Below are 18,840 nucleotides of genomic sequence, written 5' to 3'. Positions count from 1 at the left end.
GTGTCCGGAAGTTGCCGATAACTTTGCGGGATCGCCGCGCGCTTCAGCTTGAGCTCATAAACCCGCCGGGGGATGACTGGCGATGAATGTCGCGATTCTACACGGCTGGCGTCAGGAGGGAATGGCTGCCGCTTTGGAGATAGCGCTGACAAGACGTGTGGACAGGGTTATCGGCGATTGATCACGACGTTCAAGCCGATACCCACCGCACTCAACATCAAAAAGCACACGGCCAGGGCCGTGGTCAGATAGGCGCTGGCCAGGTTGATCACGGCGCTGATCAGGCCGCCACACATGAAAATCAACAAGCTGCCGGCCGAGGTCGCGGTACCGGCATGTTGGGGGTAGAGGCTCATCGCCCTGGAGTTGGCGATGGGGCGGCAAATGGTGGTGCCGGCGGTACAGATCAGCATGGGAATCAGAACCGTGGCGGCGGACAGGCCAAACTGCCAGACCAGCCATGGCATCACCAGGCCCGATAGCGCAATCAGGCCCAGGCCGATATTGATTTGCCGTCCGCCCTCCAGATGGCGATGCAAGAGGCTGGCGACAATCCCGCCGACCACGTACGCGGCGCCATACAGCAACAGCGCCCAGGCGAACTGGTAGGCTGACAGGTTCAGGTGCTCCATGAACAGGAGTGGTGAAATGACGATGAACGAGAAATGGCAGGCGAAAGCGAGACCGGATATCAGCCAGTAACCCGTAAAACGGGTATCGCTAAGCAGCAGCCAATAAGCGCCGAAGAATCGCCGGGACGATGGAGCACTGCTACGGCTTTCCTTCAGCAGGAAGCAGGACCTCAACCAGACAATAATGGCCAGGCCGATAAAAACATAAAAACTGCCCTGCCAGCCCACATGCAACTGTAGCCAGGTGCCGATCAGCGGCGAACTGGATATGAAAATCCCGCCGGCGGTTGCCATCCAGATTCGTAGTCGTTCCAGTTCGCGGCCGAAGAACAGGTCCTGGACCAGTGCCTGCGACAAGGCAAACGACCCGCAGCCCATCGCCTGAACAACGCGAAAGACCAGAAACCAGGTGTAATCGCTGACGAGCAAACACCCCGTTGCACCCACGGCAGCCAGAGCAATTCCCCCTAGCAGCAGTTTTTTGCGGCCGAACCTGTCAGACAGCGGCCCGAACAGCAGCAGTGAAAACGCCAGGCCAATGGCAAAGAGGCTGACGGACAACGCTATATCGACAGGCGTAGTGCGGAAGTGGTCGGAGAGCGCGGGAAAGGACGGGAGCACGACGTCGAGGGGGAAAACAGCAAGCAGCGTCATGGTCATCAACAGAATGACCATGGCCCGGCCTTCTTTGACCTGAGGTGCTTCGATAACTTTATTCATCAAGAAGCCCGGCTCTGGTGAAGAGTTGCCGGTTGTAAGGCAGATCGAAGAACCCGGCGTTTTTCAAGGCGCTCAGGGTGGCGCTGGCGCCCGAGCGGGCCCGTTGCAGGGTGGCTTGCGCATCGGACAGTCCTTGGGTGATTTCCAGACAGGCTGTCTCCCTGAGGCCGACACTGCGAAAACTTGCCCTCAGCCAATGCTCATCGACCTCAAAGAAAACCCGAATGAGCTCCGGCAGTAGACCCGCGCAGAACAGGCGTTGGGCGCTGGTCAGGTGCAGCCACAGATAATGGAACACTTCGCAGAAATAACGACTGTGTCGCGCTTCGTCGGCTAGGTGGTCCCTGAGCATTTCCTGAACGCCGTCCACCAACGCATCGCGACAGATGTCGAGCAAATCCTTGGCGATGATTGTCTCGCAGACAAAACCGGTGAGGAACCAGGCCAGTGGCTTGTGCCGGTCAGGTGTGCGCTCGAGCAGGGCGTGCAGCCGGGTGATTCGCTGCGGCATGACGGGCCGGTCAAGCATGCCGTAGAACGCGGCAATCTGGTCGGCGAGGCGGTTGGAAAAGAGCGCGTGATAACCCTCGTCGGTGTAGAGCTGCAGCGCAGCATTTTTCATCCGCTGTGGAATGTTCACGCCGAGTTCGTCATGGACGATGGTTTCGACAGATCGATTGACGATGCGATGCTCGAGCAAGGTCGTGTAGTCGAGGAAATACACCAGATGATTGGCCGATAGTCGATGGGTGATCGCCCGACCGGCGTCTTTGACGGCCGGGTGATTCAAATAAGGCAGGAAGGCCGGCGGGAACCAATGCCGGGTTTCCAGTTGCTGTTCAATATCGGGCGGCAATAAATAGGTGTGTTTGCTGGTTCGCACTGCGGCGCGGTTATCCCAGTCGCCGAGGGTAAAACGATCGGCCCAGCCAGTGGGAAGCATTGCCTGTTCGAGGAGCGTGTCGGTCATGATGGCGAGTCCTGACGGTTCAGCAGCGTTTTCAGTTCCTTGCACAGCACGCCCCCGTCGCTGTTGCCGCAACCGACAAAAAACAAAGGCTGCTCCGGGCTGTCATTGAGTCCCAGCAGCGTTTCAACCTGATCGTCCGTCAGTGCTCCGGTCAGCCAGGTGTTCAGGCCCAGCGAAGTGGCCACCAACTGGAAGGTCTGGGAGATATGCCCGGCTTCAACGTAGGCCATGCGGTAGGCACGTGAGTGTTCATATTTCCACCACAGTTTGTCGAACCGACTGGTGATGAACAGCCCCACGGGCAGGTTGTTGATGAAGTGTTGCCCGCACAGCAGTTGCCCCAACGGTCGACCGGGCAGTGGGTTGACGAGTCTCAGCGCATGCACGGCTGGAAGGTAGGCATAAAGCCCGGGGTTCAGACCGTTGACATTCTGTACAAGCAGGAAGCCTTCACAGGCGTTTAGCCCGCCGCCGGAGGGGCTGGTACGACGGGCGCCAAGTCCTTCAACACAGTTTTCGTCAATGGCGTCTTCACGTTCTCGCAAGTAGCCCAGCGACAAGTAGAGCAGCGTGCTGACCACTTCAAGCGAGAGGGCGTCCCCGGTGAAGGTGCGACAGGTTTTTCGGTCGATCAGGGTGTTTGCCAACGTGCCTTCTGGCAGGCATGCAGGTTTTGGCAGCGTTATCAGTTCACCCGCGAGGCGATCGGCAAGCCTGGTGCCGGGAACCGGTGTGGCCAGAACTTCGTTGCAATGGTCCAGATACTCTCTTGACCACTCGTGAATATCTTGTGGCGTATGTTTGCAGGGAATGTTCTTTGTGCCGATATGGAATATTTTCGACAGTTCATCCCAGCCCCACTCAATAACGGCCGGTGCTGATGATAAGAGTATTCCTGCGTCAAGAAGTTGTGTGTCTATGCTGTTGTTGTTGCTGAATTTGTCCGGGTTGCTGATAAGTTCTGCAAGTCGGATTGAATACTCTAGATCCAGTTCGTATTGTTTGTGGTTTTTGTAATCCCAAACTATTTGGCCGGGCGTGCGTGGAAGTATGAAGAGATGAGGGTTTATCTGCATGATAGGCGTTTTGCTCTGGAATGTTTTCATGGAAACCGCTGGGTAGCCGGCACTCCCCAGCGCTTTATTTACTTAGCGGGCTTTCGGGGCAACCAGGAAAGACAGGTTGGCGATGGCGTTTGCTTCCAGAGTAATTGCTTTCATGTTTGTAACTCCTTGTCATTGATAATGAGCGTCACTTCAATGTGACAACTCAATCATAGTTGGTAATGAATTCTTATCAAGGAGATATTGAGTAGGAATATTCGAGTGGTTTTGTCGGATCAATCGTGGGGGTGAATAAATTTTGTAAGTCGTATTGTGTTAAATAAAGAATACGGAGAAACGTCCTGCAAGTCGCAACGACTGCAAGTGTAGGAAGTTGTAGAAATTAATTTCGAATAATAGAACGGGGAGCCGATCGGCTCCCCGTCAAACCGGCGTAATCAGCTATTTGGCAGCAGGCGGCAGGTGATGCTCTTGATGTAGCGGGTTTCGGCGATGGCCGGGTGAACCGGGTGGTCCGGGCCCTGACCGCCACGTTCCAGCATCTGGATGTTACGGTCCAGGTGGCGGGCGCTGGTCAGCAGAATGTTCTGCAGATCATCTTCCGGCAGGTGCATCGAGCACGAAGCGCTCACCAGGATGCCGTCCTTGCTGAGCAGGCGCATGGCTTGCTCGTTCAGGCGACGGTAGGCGCCTTCGCCGTTCTTCATGTCTTTCTTGCGTTTGATGAACGCCGGCGGGTCGGCCACGATCACGTCGAAACGTTCTTCACTGGCTTTCAGCTCTTTGAGGGCTTCGAACACGTCGCCTTCAATGCAGGTCATCTTGTCGGCGAAACCGTTCAGCGCGGCGTTACGCTCGACGCCGTCGAGGGCGAAGGCCGATGCATCGACGCAGAACACTTCACTGGCGCCGAAGGCGGCTGCTTGCACGCCCCAGCCACCGATGTAGCTGTACAGGTCCAGTACGCGTTTGCCTTTGGCGTACGGGGCCAGGCGTGCGCGGTTCATGCGGTGGTCGTAGAACCAGCCGGTTTTCTGGCCTTGCATGACCGGCGCTTCGAATTTCACGCCGTTTTCTTCCAGCGCCACCCACTCCGGCACCAGGCCGAACACGGTTTCGACGTAGCGGTTGAGGCCTTCGGCATCACGGGCAGCAGAGTCGTTCTTGAACAGAATGCCGCTTGGCTTGAGCACTTGGGTCAACGCGGCGATCACGTCTTCTTTATGGGCTTCCATGGTCGCCGAGGCGATCTGCACCACGAGGATGTCGCCGAAACGGTCGACCACCAGGCCTGGCAGCAGGTCGGAATCGCCGTAGACCAGGCGATAGAACGGCTTGTCGAACAGGCGATCGCGCAACGAAAGGGCGACGTTGATACGGTGAACGAGCAACGACTTGTCCAGCGGCAACTTGATGTCGCGCGACAGCAGGCGGGCGCAAATCAGGTTGTTCGGGCTCATGGCAACAATGCCCAGCGGCTTGCCGCCGGCGGCTTCGAGGATCGCCTGATCACCGGCCTTGAAGCCGTGCAACGGGGTGGCGGCGACATCGATTTCGTTGCTGTAGACCCACAAGTGGCCGTTTCGCAGGCGACGGTCGGCGTTGGCTTTGAGGCGCAGGCTAGGCAGGGACATGACGTCGCTCCGGAAAAAAGAGCGGGAGTATAGCGTGTTGAAGTCCTGGACAGGCTGACAAGTGGACATGTGGCGAGGGAGCTTGCTCCCGCTGGGCGGCGGAGCCGTCCCGACATCGGCTGTCACCGTAAATCAGGAAAACCGCATCCGCTGAAATCGTCTGCTTCGCAGCCGAGCGGGAGCAAGCTCCCTCGCCACAGGAGGATGTGCCATGCCCGGGATTTGATGAAACTTCGGCAGATCCACCCTCCAAGGTGTCGGATCCAACTTTTAGAAGCTAGAATCTGCGCCTGGCCCAGAGTGTGTACTTATGTCCCAAGAGCTGACTACCGAACAGATCCAACAGTCCCTGCAAGGCATCAGCGTGCCCGCCCAGCCGCAAATCATGGTGGATTTGCAGATGGAGCAATACATGCCCGACCCGGACCTGGAAGTGATCGCGAAGCTGATCTCCCAAGACCCGGGCCTCTCTGGCGCGTTGCTGAAGATCGTCAATTCGCCGTATTACGGCTTGAGCAACAAGATCGCCTCGATCCAGCGAGCGGTGAACCTGCTGGGCAGCCGTTCGATCATCAACCTGATCAACGCCCAGTCGATCAAGGGCGAGATGAATGACGACACCATCGTCACCTTGAACCGCTTCTGGGACACGGCTCAGGACGTGGCGATGACCTGCCTGACGCTGGCCAAGCGCATTGGCGCGCAGGCGGGCGATGAAGCGTACGCGTTGGGCCTGTTCCACGATTGCGGTGTGCCGTTGATGCTGCAGCGCTTCCCCAACTACATGACGGTTCTGGAGGAGGCGTATGCCAACGCCAGCGCCGAATGCCGGGTGGTGGACACCGAGAACCGGGTGTTCAATACCAACCACGCCGTGGTCGGTTACTACACCGCCAAGTCTTGGCGACTGCCAGAACACGTCACTGCTGCGATCGCTAATCACCACAATGCGCTGGCGATTTTCAGCGATGAGTCGTCGCGCAATGCGCAGCTCAAGAACCTGCTGGCGATCCTCAAGATGGCCGAACACATTTGCGCGTCCTACCGAGTGCTGGGCAACCAGAACGAAGACCACGAATGGAACAGCATCGGGCATCTGGTGCTCGACTATGTCGGCCTCTCGGATTACGACTTCGAGACGCTCAAGCAAACCATTCGCGACCTCGGCGCTCACCGCTGAGTGCCCGATAGCCTGATTCGAGTGCACCATGCCTGAACTGCCGGAAGTCGAAACCACCCGCCGCGGAATTGCGCCGCACCTGGAAGGCCAACGGGTCATTCGGGTGATCGTGCGGGACCGGCGCCTGCGCTGGCCGATTCCCGAAGACCTCGATGTGCGGTTGTCCGGGCAGCGTATCGTGCTGGTGGAACGGCGCGCCAAGTACCTGTTGATCAATGCCGAAGTCGGCACATTGATCAGCCATTTGGGCATGTCGGGGAATTTGCGCCTGGTGGAAGCCGGCTTGCCGGCAGCCAAGCATGAGCACGTGGACATCGAACTGGAATCGGGTCTGGCGCTGCGTTACACCGACCCGCGACGGTTTGGCGCAATGCTCTGGAGTCTCGACCCGTATAACCACGAATTGTTGATCCGCCTGGGGCCGGAGCCGTTGACCGACCTGTTCGACGGCGAGCGCTTGTTCCAGCAGTCTCGCGGGCGCTCCATGGCGGTCAAGCCGTTCATCATGGATAACGCCGTGGTGGTGGGCGTCGGCAATATCTACGCGACCGAAGCGCTGTTCGCCGCCGGCATTGATCCGCGCCGCGAAGCCAAGAGCATTTCCCGGGCGCGTTATTTGAAACTGGCGATCGAGATCAAGCGCATCCTCGCCGCAGCTATCGAACGCGGCGGTACCACGTTGCGCGACTTTATCGGCGGCGACGGTCAGCCGGGCTACTTCCAGCAGGAACTGTTCGTGTACGGCCGGGGCCATGAGCCTTGCAAGGTCTGCGGCACGGAACTGCGGGATGTGAAGCTCGGGCAGCGCGCCAGCGTCTTTTGCCCCCGCTGTCAGAGCTGAAAACTCCCACGGTCTATAGTCAGTGTTCTCACTGCCTCGCATAAGGACCGTGCCATGAACCTGTTTCGTACCCTTGTCGTTATCTGGCTGCTGGGCGCCAATGCCTGTGCGCTGGCAGCAAACAATGGCAGCGGCGACCCGCTCTACACCCTCCAGAATCCCCCGGCGTACGCCATGATCGGTGACTTGCTGATTGCCCGACCGTTGCTGGTCGTGGCGACGGTGATTGGTGCTGGCGTTTTTGTGGTGTCGTTGCCGTTTACCGCACTGGGTGGCGGAGTCGGCGATGCGGGACAGGCGCTGGTGGTTGACCCGGCGAAAGCGGCGTTTGTGCGGTGTCTAGGGTGTATCGGGGAGGGGTTTGAGCAGCAGGAGTAACGGCCGTTGGATTTTCTGTGTTGCTGATGGCCCCTTCGCGAGCAAGCCCGCTCCCACATTCGACCGTATTTCTCTGGAGGAACTCGGTTAAATGTGGGAGCGGGCTTGCTCGCGAAGGGGCCCGAACAGGCTCTACAAAACTGTGATTCAAGCCTTGCCGGTAATCTTCCGGTACTTCTCCATCAACTCGTCTTCAGTCTCCGGATGCGCTTCGTCCAGCGGAATGCAATCCACCGGGCACACTTGCTGACACTGAGGTTCGTCGTAGTGGCCGACACACTGCGTGCACAGGTTCGGGTCGATCACATAGATCTCTTCGCCTTGGGAAATGGCGGCGTTCGGGCACTCGGGTTCGCAGACGTCGCAGTTGATGCAATCGTCGGTGATGATCAGGGACATGCTAACTCCAGCCAGGGCGGCAGGCCCTGGCGCAATAAACCAATGCGCGCAATTGTGCCGCATTGGCGCCCGCAGTGCACGCGGGCGCGTCGTTTTGCGGATGGCAGGCTTCGCCAGCTCCTACAGTCGGTGCTCGGCTTTATTTCTTGAAGCGCTCAGTGAGGGCGTCGGCCACCGCAGGGTGAACGAACTTGGTGATGTCACCGCCAAGCGCCGCGATTTCACGGACCAGCGTCGAGGAAATGAACGAATAACGCTCGGAAGGCGTAAGAAACAGGCTCTCCACATCCGGCGCCAGCTGACGGTTCATGTTGGCCAGCTGGAATTCGTATTCGAAGTCCGACACCGCACGCAAGCCACGCAGGAACACGTTGGCGTCCTTCTCTTTGGCGAAGTGCGCGAGCAGCGTCGAGAAACCGACGACTTCAACGTTCGGCAGATGTTTAGTGACCTCGCGGGCCAGCTCCACACGCTGTTCCAGAGGAAACAACGGGTTTTTCTTGGGGCTGGCGGCGACGGCAATGATCACATGATCGAACAGGCGCGCGGCGCGTTCGACCAAGTCGCCATGGCCCTTGGTAATAGGGTCGAAGGTACCTGGGTACAACACTCGGTTCATCGCGTCGTCCTGGCGGGAGTCCGTTGGGGAGTCGGATGGTATCGCAGCCTTCCCGGTCGGCCAAGTCGCCTGTTGGGTAAGAAAGCACTATAGACGATAGGAATATTCTCCCTTTTCACGGGTTTTTCAAACGTTCGGCCAGGGAAGTGGCCAGTTGTGCTGTCAGCCCGTACACCGACAACTGCGGGTTTGCGCCAATGCTGGTGGGGAACAGCGAGCCGTCATGGATCGACAGATTGCTCAGCTGGTGATGCCGGCCGAGGCTGTCGGTCACGGCGTTTTTTGGGTCTTCGCCCATCGCACAACCGCCCATCACGTGAGCGCTGCCCAGCCGTGTGCGATACAACTCAAGGCTCAAACCATCGATCAACGTGCGCGCTTCAGCCAGGGTTTTCACGTAGCGAGCATCGGCGTGCATTGGCATCACCGCGTTGGCGCCCCCGGCAAACTGAATCTCGGCCATGCTGTGGAAGGCTCGGCGCAATCCGTCCCAGGCGTAGGGCGAGACCTGATAGTCGAGCACCGGCGTATTGTCACCGCGCAGTTCGACGCTGCCGCCGGGGCTGTCCGGGTGGAAACCGTCGCGCAACAACGCGAGCATCGCGTGGGTATGGGGCAGATGCTCCATGTGCAGGGCGTTTTCCTTGCCGAAACCGCCGAGCAGGGTCGTCGCCAGTGCCGGGTGCAGTGGCGGGACTTCGAGTTTGTAGGACATCTTGCCGGTGGTGCCGTCCTGCCATTGGAAATGGTCGGAATAGATCGACTGTGGCGCGCCGTAGAACGGGTTGATTACCTCGTCGAACAGCCCGGCGGACATGTTCACCAAATGCAGGAACGTGCGTTTGCCCAGGCGCTTGTGCGGATCCGGTGCATCGGAACGCAAGAGCAACGCCGGGCTGTTGATCCCGCCGCCGGCCAGTACGTAATGGCGCGCCTTGACCGTGATCGTGCGCCCGGTCGGCGCGGCGCAGCGGTCGTCCATCGCCACGCATTGCAGGCCGGTGACCTTGCCGTCCTTGATCGACAGCTTTTCGGCTCGGGCCAGGTACAGCAGCTCGCCGCCTTTTTCCAGCGTCGCCGGAATGGTCGTGACCAACATTGATTGCTTGGCGTTGGTCGGGCAGCCCATGCCGCAATAGCCAAGGTTCCAGCAGCCGCGCACGTTGCGCGGGATGACGTGCCAGGTGTAGCCGAGCTTTTCACAGCCTTTGCGGATCACGTCGTTGTTGGCGTTGGGCGGCATCATCCACGGCGCGACGCCGAGGCGTTGTTCCATTTTCTCGAACCACGGCGCCATCTCGGCAGGCGAGTGGCCTTTTACATCGTGCTCCTTGGCCCAGTGTTCGAGCGTCGGGGCGGGTGTGCGAAAGCTCGAGGTCCAGTTGATCAGCGTGGTGCCGCCCACGGCGCGGCCCTGAAGAATGGTGATTGCGCCATCCTTGCTCATGCGCCCGATGCCTTCCTGATAGAGGCTGGTGTAGGCCTGGTCTTCGAGCATCTTGAAGTCGCTGCTGGTCTTGAGCGGGCCTTCTTCGATCAGCAGCACTTTGTAGCCGGCCGCGCTGAGGATTTCCGCCGTGGTGCCGCCGCCGGCACCGCTGCCGATGATCGCGATGTCCGCTTCGAGGGTCAGGTCTTGGGTCAGTTGCGCACCGTTGTAGGTTTTCCAGCCACGGGACAGGCCTTCTCGGAACGGGTCGGGTACGGGCATTCTCAGGTTCTCTTGTTGTTATTTTTTGGGTGTTCTTCAGATCGCCATCGCGAGCAGGCTCACTCCTACAGGAGTACGCGATCCCTGTAGGAGTGAGCCTGCTCGCGATAGGGTCGCAACGGTCTCAAACCGTAGGCGGCCCCGGATACCCGCAATGCACCCACGATTCAGCCCGGGTGTACCACGCCATCATCACCAGTTGCTGCAGCGAGCTATGGCCCATGCGCAACAAGCTCAACGAGCTGTTTTCCCAGCGATCGAGAAAATGCCGGATCTCATCGCCACTGGCATTTTCCCAACTGCCCCAGATCCCGGTCAGCGGTCCGCGCGTCACGGCCATCCCCAGCACATCGAACAATTGCTGGGTCAGCTTGAGCATTTCCGGCGACAGGTGATTCAGGCTGTTATCCAGGCCGTGCAAGGTCTGATCGACCGATGCCGGCATTTTCTCGGCAGCGACCGCACCCTCGAGCATCACCGGGATCAGGGCGCGCAAAAACAGCAGGTCGCCACTGCGCAGGATCACGAAGCCGTTCGCCGCAGTGCTCGACGAGCAGCCGCTGAGGCTTGCGCCCAACCCGGCCGTGGCCAGGAAGGCGCTGGCTCCGAGGCTGAATTTCAGCAGGCCGCGCCGTGACAGCGCGGGTGTATCGGTCAGGCTTGGGCTCATTATTGTTGTTACCCGGTGGTGGTGATCGTTAGCGGATGAACAGCTTCTGGATCAGTTTCTGGATGGATTTTCCGTACGGCGGGTAGATCAGCTTCGAGGCATTGAAGCGCTGCTTGATCAACACCCCTTTGGCCTTACTGAAGGTCAGGAAGCCTTCGTGGCCGTGGTAATGACCCATGCCCGACGCACCGATGCCACCGAATGGCATGTCGTCCTGAGCGACGTGCAGCAACGTGTCGTTGAGGCAGACGCCGCCGGAATGGGTTTCGTGGAGCACACGGTTTTGTTCGCGCTTGTCGTAGCCGAAGTAGTACAGCGCCAGTGGGCGAGGGCGTTGGTTGATGTAGGCAAACGCCTCATCCAAATGCTTGTACGGCACGATCGGCAGCAGCGGGCCGAAGATTTCGTCCTGCATCACCGTCATGTCGTCGGTGACGTTGAGCAGCAAGCTATGACTCATGCGGCGGCCTTGCCCCTGGTCGAACAGCGGAATCAGCAGCGCGCCTTTGCTCGTGGCATCACTGATGTAGCCCTTGAGCCGCGCCAGTTGCCGCTCGTTGATGATGGCGGTGTAGTCCGGGTTGTCAGCCAGCGTCGGATAAAACCCGCGAACCACCTGACGATAGGCTTCGACGAAACCCCCGACGCGGTCTTCCGGCACCAGCACGTAGTCCGGGGCCACGCAGGTTTGCCCGGCGTTCAGGGTCTTGCCGAAAGCGATGCGTTCGGCAGCGTCTTTCAATGGCACATCATGGGACACGATGGCCGGGGACTTGCCGCCGAGTTCGAGGGTCACCGGGGTGAGGTTCTCGGCCGCCGCACGCATTACGTGTTTGCCGATACTGGTGGCGCCGGTGAACAGCAGGTGATCGAAACGCAGGCGGGAGAACGCGACGCCGACGTCGGCTTCGCCCAGCACCACGCAAACCAGGTCTTCAGGGAAGACCCGTGCGAGCAATTCCTTGAGGAGCAAACCGGTGGCCGGAGTCGATTCGCTGAGTTTGAGCATCACCCGATTACCGGCCGACAGCGCGCCGACCAATGGGCCGATGGCCAGGTACAGCGGGTAGTTCCACGGCACGATCACGCCGACCACGCCCAGCGGTTGGTAAACGACTTTGGCCGCCGCCGGTTGAAATGCGATGCCCACCTTGCGCCGCGAGGCTTTCATCCAGCCTTTGAGGTGCTGGCTGGCGTAATGAATGCCGTGCAGGCTGGGCATCAGTTCGGCGAGCAGGGTTTCATCGGCGCTGCGGTGGCTGAAATCCTGGCTGATCGCCTCGATCAACGCCTGGCGTTCGCTGCTCAACAGGTCGCGCAAGGCTTTGAGCCATTGCTGGCGTTGGGCGGCCGGCGGCATCGGGTTGGCGGCGTACGCGGCGCGTTGGGCGTCGAACAGGGCCTGCATTTCTTCCAGAGGCTGATTCAGGTTCTGAAGGTAGGCGATGTCAGCAGTCATTGTCGGCTCCGGATTTATTGTAATGAGGGACTTTTTAGAGTCTATGCTCTAGAAAGTCAAATGACATCCTGGAACAGCTTTGTTTTATCCACTCGCGGATAGGTCGTAAGATGCCTGTCATCGCACTCTGAATTAAAGCTCAAGCCATGGCCCCTCGGATCAAAACCAGCGAGCGCATCGTGCAGAACAGCCTGGAGCTGTTCAACCAGCAAGGTGAGCGCAGCATCAGCACCAATCACATTGCGGCCCACATGGAAATTTCACCGGGCAACCTGTACTACCACTTCCCCAACAAGCAGGCGATCATCGCCGTGCTGTTCAGTGAGTACGAAACCCTGGTGGACAGCTTTCTGCGCCCGCCTCAGGGGCGTGCATCGACGGTGGACGACAAGCGTTTCTACCTTCAGGAGCTGCTGGCGGCGATGTGGCGCTACCGGTTTTTGCATCGCGATCTTGAGCACTTGCTCGACAGCGATCCGGAACTCGCCGCCCGTTACCGACGGTTTTCCCAGCGTTGCCTGATCCATGGCACGCACATCTACGCGGGCTTCGTCGACGCCGGCATTCTGCAAATGGACAAGGTCCAGATCGAGTCCCTGACGCTGAATGCGTGGATCATCCTGACGTCGTGGGTGCGGTTCCTGTGCACCACGCGAGAAAACTCCAATCACTTGAGCGAGCAAGCCATTAAACGGGGCGTGTATCAGGTGCTGGTGCTTGAGGCCGGTTTCGTCACCGATCAGGCGCGCGATGCAGTGAACGCACTGTACGAAGAGTTTTATGTGCCGTTGGCCCAAGCCCTCGAAGAAGTGCAGTAGGATCAAACACCGACTTAGTCACAGGAGCCCGCTATGCCCATTGCGCAACTGATCAGCCCGCAAGCACTGGACCTGAAAAAGGACCAGCCGGGGCTGGTGATTCTGGATTGTCGTTTTGCTCTCGAAGACCCGGATTATGGTCAGCGCAGCTATGCCGAAGGGCATATCGCCGGCTCGAAGTTTGCTGATCTTGAGCGTGATTTGAGCGGGACTGTGATCAAAGGCGTGACCGGGCGTCATCCGCTGCCTGAAGCGGATGATTTGATCGAGCGCCTGCAAGCCTGGGGCATCAACGCCGACAGCGAAGTGGTTTTGTACGATGACGGTCCGGGTGCCTTCGCGGCGCGGGCCTGGTGGTTACTGGCGTGGTTGGGCAAGCGTGACGGCGTGTTTATCCTGGACGGCGGGCTCAAGGCTTGGCACGCGGCGGGTTTGCCGCTGAGTCTGGATGCGTGCGACACCAAGCGTGGGACCTTCAGCGGGACGCCGGACAACGCGCTGATCCTGAGTGCGCAACAGCTTGAGCAGCGTCTCGGCCAGCCTGAGTTGACCTTGCTCGATGCCCGCGGCTTACCGCGTTTCAGGGGCGAAGTGGAGCCGATTGATCCGATTGCCGGACACATTCCGGGGGCGCAATGTGCGGCGTTTACCGACAACCTTGGCGGTGATGGGCGGTTTTTGCCGGCCGATCAACTCAAGCAGCGATTCGCCGCGAAACTCGGCGATCGTTCGCCGGCCGATCTGGTGGCGTACTGCGGGTCTGGCGTAACGGCTTGCCATAACCTGTTTGCGTTGTGCCTGGCGGGTTATCCGTTGGGGGCGTTATATGCCGGTTCGTGGAGTGAGTGGATCAACGATCCCGCACACGGCATCGCCATCGGCGAATAAACCCAATTCCCTGTGGGAGCGAGCCTTTGTGGCGAGGGGGCTTGCCCCCGTTCGGCTGCGAAGCAGTCGTAAAACCACTACCCTAGATATACCTGCACTATCGGGGGTGCAGGTTTCGGGTCCGCTTCGCGACCCAACGGGGGCAAGCCCCCTCGCCACAAAAGCCTGCTTTTACTTTGGCTTTCGCTGTCATCAACGTCCGAGAGTTTGCCGGGCGCTTCGATACGCCCTCGGTCCCACCCCGTAAACCTGCGTGAACTGCCGACTCAGATGAATCCATGCGCCGTTTGCCAGAAGCGGATCGACTCGCCCTGATCGACGTCCATCGGCTACTCGCGACCCACGGCGGCCAGCCACTGCGGGATGCGTCGTTCCAGGTAATAACCCGGTTGCCTGAACGAGCCATCGACGAAGCCGACATGCCCGCCTTTGGTCTGTAGTTCCAGTTGCGTGCAGGCAGACAATTCGTCGGCAAGCGGCAGGCTGTGGGGGAACACAAAGGGATCGTCGGCCGCCTGAATGATCAGGGTCGGTGTGCGAATCTCCCCAAGGAAATAGCGGCTCGACGCGCGACGATAGTAATCCTCGGCATCGATAAAACCATTCAACGGCGCCGTGACCCGGCCATCGAAATCCCAGAAGGTGCGCATGTTCTCCAGCGAACCCAGCGCCGCCAATGCCGCCAGGCCCTCTTCGCGTCCGTCATGCTGGAACTGGCGTTGTTTGTTCTTGATGTAGGCGAGCATCTCGCGCATGAAATGCGCCTGATAGACCTTGGAAAAACCCTGGCCGATTCGGTCCGCACACTGGTCGAGGCGAAACGGAACCGACACCGCCACCGCACCGGCCACGCCACTGTCACTGCCGGACTCGCCCAGGTGCTTGAGCAACACATTGCCGCCCAGGGAATAACCCACCACGTACAGCGGCGCCAGCGGACGTTTGGCCCGCAGGTGCCGGATGGTTTCGGCGAGGTCCTCACTGGCGCCGGAATGGTAGCTGCGCGCCAACAGATTCGGCTCGCCCGAACAGCCGCGCCAGTTCAGCGCAACACTGGCCCAGCCTTGCGCGGCGAGGGCCTTTTGCACGCCGGCCACGTACGGTGAGTTCGACGAGCCAGTTAGCCCGTGCAACACCAACACCAACGGTGCAGTCGCACTGTGCGGGCCGTGCCAGTCGAGGTCGAGAAAGTCGCCGTCTTCGAGCCACAAGCGTTCGCGCTCGCGTTCGATGTGCGTGGTTTTGCGCCAAAGCGGTCCCCACAAGGTTTGCAAGTGCGGATTGCCCAGGCCCAGGGCGGGGGTGAAGCGGTCTGGCGGATGGGACACGATTGCTCTCGATGCAGCGGTGCGCAACGGGTGCGCACCTTTTCAGGCCGGTCGATTAACCGGCGATCTCTGCCATACGTTGCCACAACGCGTAGTAGACCCGCCCGGATTTCTGCTCCCGGTGCAGGCGCCAGTTGCCTGGCAAACCAAGAGACGACGGCGCGTTTTCGCTTTCAGTGTAGATCCAGGCCTCGTTGGCCAGCCACTGACGCTCTTCCAGCAGCGTGCAGACGCTCGGCAGCAGGTTCTGGTTAAACGGAGGGTCGAGGAACACCAGGTCGTACGCCGTGGCGGTCTGGGTTTCCAGGTAGCGCAAGGCGTCGGCGGTCTGAATCTGACCCGTGGTGCAACGCAGTGTGCCCAGATGTTCCTTGATGCTGGCGACCGCGATGTTGCTGGCGTCCAGTGCCTGGCCCATGGCCGCACCCCGGGACAAGGCTTCGAGGAACAGTGCGCCGCTGCCAGCGAACGGGTCCAGCACTTTGGCGCCCGCGACATAAGGCGCGAGCCAGTTGAACAGGGTTTCGCGCACCCGGTCCGGGGTCGGGCGCAGGCCCGGGGCATCGGGGAAGCTCAGCTTTCGGCTGCCCCATTCGCCGCCGATGATGCGCAGTTGGTTCACGCCGTTATGGACGTTGTGAACAGGTTTTTTTGGACGCGTGGCCATTAATGCTCCGGAACCCCGAGCGGCTGCTCGGCAGGTTTATCAGATGGGGCCGGTAACGGCTTTTGTGGCACGGTCGGGCCAGCGCTGACGATGACCATTTTGTCCGTGCTCAAGTGTTTGTTCAGTGCGGTCTTGACCTGGTCGACGGTCAGGCTCTGGGACTCACGCATGAAGTCATCCAGATAATTGAGCGGCAGGTTGTAGAAACCCATGGCGCCCAACTGGCCGACGATATCGGCGTTGCTGGCGGTGGACAGCGGGAAGCTCCCGGCCAGTTCACGCTTGGCGTCATCGAGTTCTTTTTGCGTCGGGCCGGTTTTAAGGTAGTCGGCCAGCACGTCCTGCACCAGTTTCAGCGTGCCTTCGCTCATCTCGGCGCGGGTCTGCAGGTTGATCATGAACGGGCCACGCGCCTGCATCGGGGTGAAGCCCGAGTACACGCCATACGCCAGTCCACGTTTTTCCCGCACTTCGCTCATCAGACGGGTGCCGAAACCACCGCCGCCGAGAATCTGGTTGCCCAGGGACAGGGCGGCGTAGTCCGGATCGTCACGGTCGATGCCCAGTTGCGCGAGCATCAGGTTGGTTTGCTTGGACGGAAACTCGATGTGGCCGACGCTGGCTTTCGGTTCTTGCGGCTGTTCAATCTTCGCCAGTGCCGGGCCTTTTGGCAGTGCGCTGGAGACTTGCGCGGCAATCGCTTCGGCCTCGGCGCGGGACAAGTCACCGACCAGCGCAATCACCACGTTGCCGGCGGCGTAGGCTTTCTCATGGAACGCCTTGAGCTGAGCCAGTGTGATCGCAGGAACGGTTTTCGCTGTGCCATCGCTGGAGTGCGCGTAAGGGTGATCGCCGTACAAACGGTTCATCAGCTCCAGGCTCGCCAGTTTGCCGGGGTTCTGTTTCTGGTATTCGAAACCGGCGAGCATCTGGTTCTTGATGCGGGCGAAAGAGTCGGCGGGGAAGGTGGGTTTGCCGACCACTTCGCAGAACAGCTTCAGGGCCGGTTCGCGTTTGTCCTTGGCGCTGAGGCTGCGCAAGGAAGCCAGTGCCATGTCCTTGAACGCGCCGTTGCCGAAGTCAGCACCCAGGCCTTCGAAGCCCTGAGCGATGGCGCCGACATCTTTGCCGGCCACGCCTTCGTTGAGCATCGCGTTGGTCAGCACGGCCAGGCCCGGTGCATTGCCGTCCTGGCTGCTGCCGGCGGCGAAGATCAGGCGCATGTCGAACATCGGCAGCTCACGGGCTTCGACGAACATCACCTTGGCGCCTTCGGCGGTGTTCCAGGTCTGTACGTCGAGCGTGCGATGGCTTGGCGCCTTGCCGTCGAGTTCGGCAAGCGATTGCAGCTTCTGGCTGGACTTGGCTTTATCCAGGGCTTCGCTGGCCTTGGACTCATCGGTTCTGGACAAGTAGAAAGCCGCGGAGCCGATCAGGGCGACAGCGATCAGGCCGATCAGGGCCAGGCGTGGTTTTTTGCGCTCACTCATGAGTCGTCTCCAGTGGCAGGACATGGGCGACGCTGAGACGTTCGCGGGTGAAATACAGCTTGGCGGCGTTCTGGATGTCTTGCGGGGTCACGCTTTCCAGGTCGCTGAGTTCGGTGTCCATCAGTTTCCACGACAAGCCAACGGTTTCCAGTTGACCGATGGACGTGGCCTGGCTGGTGATCGAATCACGCTCATAGACCAGACCGGCAATCACCTGAGCCCGCACGCGCTCCAGCTCTTCAGCGGACGGCGCGGTGGTTTTCAGCTGTTCAAGCAACTTCCACAGACCAGCTTCGGCCTGGGCCATGGTTTTCTTTTTCTGCGTGTTCGGCGTGGCCGACAAGGTGAACAAACTGTCGCCGCGGGTGTAGGCGTCGTAACTCGACGAACCACCAGAGACCAGCTCTTCGCCGCGTTCCAGTTGCGCCGGGATGCGCCCGCTATAGCCGCCGTCGAGCAGGGCCGAGATCAGGCGCAAGGCGTTCACAGAGCGTTTGTCTTCGGCAGTGGCAATGCTGGGCACGTTGAAGCCCAGCATCAGGCTCGGCAATTGGGTTTGCACGTGCAGGGTGATCAGGCGTTCGCCGGGTTCAGCCAGCTCCAGCGGGATTTTCGCCGGGGGCACCTCGCGCTTGGCGATCGGGCCGAAGTAACGTTGGGCCAAGGCTTTGACCTCGTCCGGGGTTACGTCACCGACCACCACCAGCGTGGCGTTGTTCGGTACGTACCAGGATTGGTACCAGTGGCGCAGCTCTTCGACTTTCATGCGGTCCAGATCCACCATCCAGCCGATGGTCGGCGTGTGGTAACCGCTGGCCGGGTAAGCCATCGCCTTGAAGCGTTCGTAGGCCTTGGACATTGGTTTGTCGTCGGTGCGCAGGCGACGTTCTTCTTTAATGACTTCGATCTCGCGGGCGAACTCGTCAGCCGGCAGGCGCAGGCTGGCCATGCGGTCGGCTTCCAGTTCGAAGGCCACGCCCAGGCGGTCGCGGGCCAGCACTTGGTAATAGGCGGTGAAATCGTCGCTGGTGAACGCGTTCTCTTCGGCGCCGAGGTCACGCAGGATCAGCGAGGCTTCGCCGGGGCCGACTTTCTCGCTGCCCTTGAACATCATGTGTTCCAGCGCATGGGAAAGACCGGTCTGACCCGGTGTTTCGTAGCTGGAGCCGACCTTGTACCAGACCTGGGACACCACCACCGGCGCACGATGGTCTTCGCGCACGATAACCTTCAAGCCGTTATCGAGGGTGAATTCGTGGGTGGGTTGTGGATCGGCAGCCAAGGCTGACAGTGGCAGACAAACTGTGCTGAGCAGCAGGCCTGCAGCGCGGCGGGCTAGAGCATTCATTCGTTTTTTAAACCTGTTGGGCTG

The 18,840-nt window shown here is 60.0% G+C and carries 18 protein-coding genes; 5 read left to right on the top strand and 13 right to left on the bottom strand.

What is annotated here, in order from left to right:
• Positions 1-167 precede the first annotated feature (167 nt).
• The 4 genes from EAH78_RS00885 to EAH78_RS00870 form a co-directional block, all read right to left on the bottom strand.
• Complete coding sequence (locus EAH78_RS00885; protein WP_140664269.1) at positions 168-1,352, bottom strand: MFS transporter; 1,185 nt, start codon at positions 1,350-1,352, stop codon at positions 168-170.
• Positions 1,345-2,322, bottom strand: a complete 978-nt coding sequence (locus EAH78_RS00880; protein ID WP_140664266.1) for a diiron oxygenase — start codon at positions 2,320-2,322, stop codon at positions 1,345-1,347. The genes EAH78_RS00885 and EAH78_RS00880 overlap by 8 nt, the downstream gene beginning before the upstream one ends.
• On the bottom strand, positions 2,319-3,398 hold the full coding sequence (locus EAH78_RS00875) for a SagB family peptide dehydrogenase (RefSeq protein WP_140665609.1): 1,080 nt from the start codon (positions 3,396-3,398) through the stop codon (positions 2,319-2,321). The genes EAH78_RS00880 and EAH78_RS00875 overlap by 4 nt, the downstream gene beginning before the upstream one ends.
• Before the next feature lie 425 nt (positions 3,399-3,823).
• Positions 3,824-5,020, bottom strand: a complete 1,197-nt coding sequence (locus EAH78_RS00870) for a class I SAM-dependent rRNA methyltransferase (RefSeq protein WP_140664263.1) — start codon at positions 5,018-5,020, stop codon at positions 3,824-3,826.
• Between the two features lie 364 nt (positions 5,021-5,384).
• Here EAH78_RS00870 and EAH78_RS00865 point away from each other — a divergent pair, with 364 nt between their 5' ends.
• Genes EAH78_RS00865 through EAH78_RS00855 form a run of 3 tightly spaced genes read left to right on the top strand, consistent with a single transcriptional unit; the run spans position 5,385 to position 7,419 of the window.
• Entirely contained in the window at positions 5,385-6,200 is an 816-nt protein-coding gene (locus EAH78_RS00865; protein ID WP_193560064.1) for an HDOD domain-containing protein, read from the top strand.
• A gap of 28 nt (positions 6,201-6,228) precedes the next feature.
• The gene (mutM, locus tag EAH78_RS00860) at positions 6,229-7,041 is read left to right on the top strand and encodes a bifunctional DNA-formamidopyrimidine glycosylase/DNA-(apurinic or apyrimidinic site) lyase (RefSeq protein ID WP_140664257.1); all 813 of its coding nucleotides are present in this window, start codon (positions 6,229-6,231) and stop codon (positions 7,039-7,041) included.
• Positions 7,042-7,095: 54 nt separating this feature from the next.
• Positions 7,096-7,419 carry a multidrug transporter gene (locus EAH78_RS00855; RefSeq protein WP_140664255.1) on the top strand — a complete coding sequence of 108 codons (324 nt, stop codon included), beginning with the start codon at positions 7,096-7,098 and terminating at the stop codon, positions 7,417-7,419.
• Positions 7,420-7,566: 147 nt separating this feature from the next.
• Here the strand turns inward: EAH78_RS00855 and EAH78_RS00845 are convergent, their stop codons facing one another.
• The 5 genes from EAH78_RS00845 to EAH78_RS00825 all read right to left on the bottom strand — a co-directional run bounded on the left by EAH78_RS00845 (position 7,567) and on the right by EAH78_RS00825 (position 12,277).
• Positions 7,567-7,818, bottom strand: coding sequence for a YfhL family 4Fe-4S dicluster ferredoxin (locus EAH78_RS00845; protein WP_007945532.1), 252 nt, complete (start codon positions 7,816-7,818; stop codon positions 7,567-7,569).
• Positions 7,819-7,957: 139 nt separating this feature from the next.
• Positions 7,958-8,437, bottom strand: a complete 480-nt coding sequence (coaD, locus tag EAH78_RS00840) for a pantetheine-phosphate adenylyltransferase (RefSeq protein WP_140664250.1) — start codon at positions 8,435-8,437, stop codon at positions 7,958-7,960.
• 115 nt (positions 8,438-8,552) lie between these two features.
• Positions 8,553-10,148: a GMC family oxidoreductase gene (locus EAH78_RS00835; protein ID WP_140664247.1), complete on the bottom strand. Its 1,596-nt coding sequence runs from the start codon at positions 10,146-10,148 to the stop codon at positions 8,553-8,555.
• 124 nt (positions 10,149-10,272) lie between these two features.
• On the bottom strand, positions 10,273-10,818 hold the full coding sequence (locus EAH78_RS00830; protein WP_140664244.1) for a twin-arginine translocation pathway signal protein: 546 nt from the start codon (positions 10,816-10,818) through the stop codon (positions 10,273-10,275).
• Positions 10,819-10,846: 28 nt separating this feature from the next.
• Entirely contained in the window at positions 10,847-12,277 is a 1,431-nt protein-coding gene (locus EAH78_RS00825; RefSeq protein WP_140664241.1) for a coniferyl aldehyde dehydrogenase, read from the bottom strand.
• Between the two features lie 146 nt (positions 12,278-12,423).
• Between EAH78_RS00825 and EAH78_RS00820 the strand changes: the two genes are divergently transcribed.
• The gene (locus EAH78_RS00820; RefSeq protein WP_140664239.1) at positions 12,424-13,095 is read left to right on the top strand and encodes a TetR/AcrR family transcriptional regulator; all 672 of its coding nucleotides are present in this window, start codon (positions 12,424-12,426) and stop codon (positions 13,093-13,095) included.
• A 33-nt stretch (positions 13,096-13,128) separates the two neighbouring features.
• Entirely contained in the window at positions 13,129-13,983 is an 855-nt protein-coding gene (locus EAH78_RS00815; protein ID WP_140664235.1) for a sulfurtransferase, read from the top strand.
• A gap of 329 nt (positions 13,984-14,312) precedes the next feature.
• Here EAH78_RS00815 and EAH78_RS00810 read toward each other — a convergent pair whose 3' ends face one another.
• Genes EAH78_RS00810 through EAH78_RS00795 form a run of 4 tightly spaced genes read right to left on the bottom strand, consistent with a single transcriptional unit; the run spans position 14,313 to position 18,816 of the window.
• The gene (locus EAH78_RS00810) at positions 14,313-15,311 is read right to left on the bottom strand and encodes a hydrolase (RefSeq protein WP_140664232.1); all 999 of its coding nucleotides are present in this window, start codon (positions 15,309-15,311) and stop codon (positions 14,313-14,315) included.
• Positions 15,312-15,366: 55 nt separating this feature from the next.
• Positions 15,367-15,978 carry a 16S rRNA (guanine(966)-N(2))-methyltransferase RsmD gene (rsmD, locus tag EAH78_RS00805; RefSeq protein ID WP_140664229.1) on the bottom strand — a complete coding sequence of 204 codons (612 nt, stop codon included), beginning with the start codon at positions 15,976-15,978 and terminating at the stop codon, positions 15,367-15,369.
• Complete coding sequence (locus EAH78_RS00800) at positions 15,978-17,468, bottom strand: M16 family metallopeptidase (RefSeq protein ID WP_140664226.1); 1,491 nt, start codon at positions 17,466-17,468, stop codon at positions 15,978-15,980. Before EAH78_RS00800 ends, rsmD begins: the two co-directional genes overlap by 1 nt.
• Positions 17,461-18,816: a M16 family metallopeptidase gene (locus EAH78_RS00795; RefSeq protein ID WP_140664223.1), complete on the bottom strand. Its 1,356-nt coding sequence runs from the start codon at positions 18,814-18,816 to the stop codon at positions 17,461-17,463. The genes EAH78_RS00800 and EAH78_RS00795 overlap by 8 nt, the downstream gene beginning before the upstream one ends.
• Positions 18,817-18,840 lie beyond the last annotated feature (24 nt).

It is taken from the genome of Pseudomonas arsenicoxydans, from assembly GCF_006438915.1.
GTDB classification, from domain to species: Bacteria; Pseudomonadota; Gammaproteobacteria; order Pseudomonadales; family Pseudomonadaceae; genus Aquipseudomonas; species Aquipseudomonas arsenicoxydans_A.
This window is presented reverse-complemented; position numbering and strand designations above follow the sequence as displayed.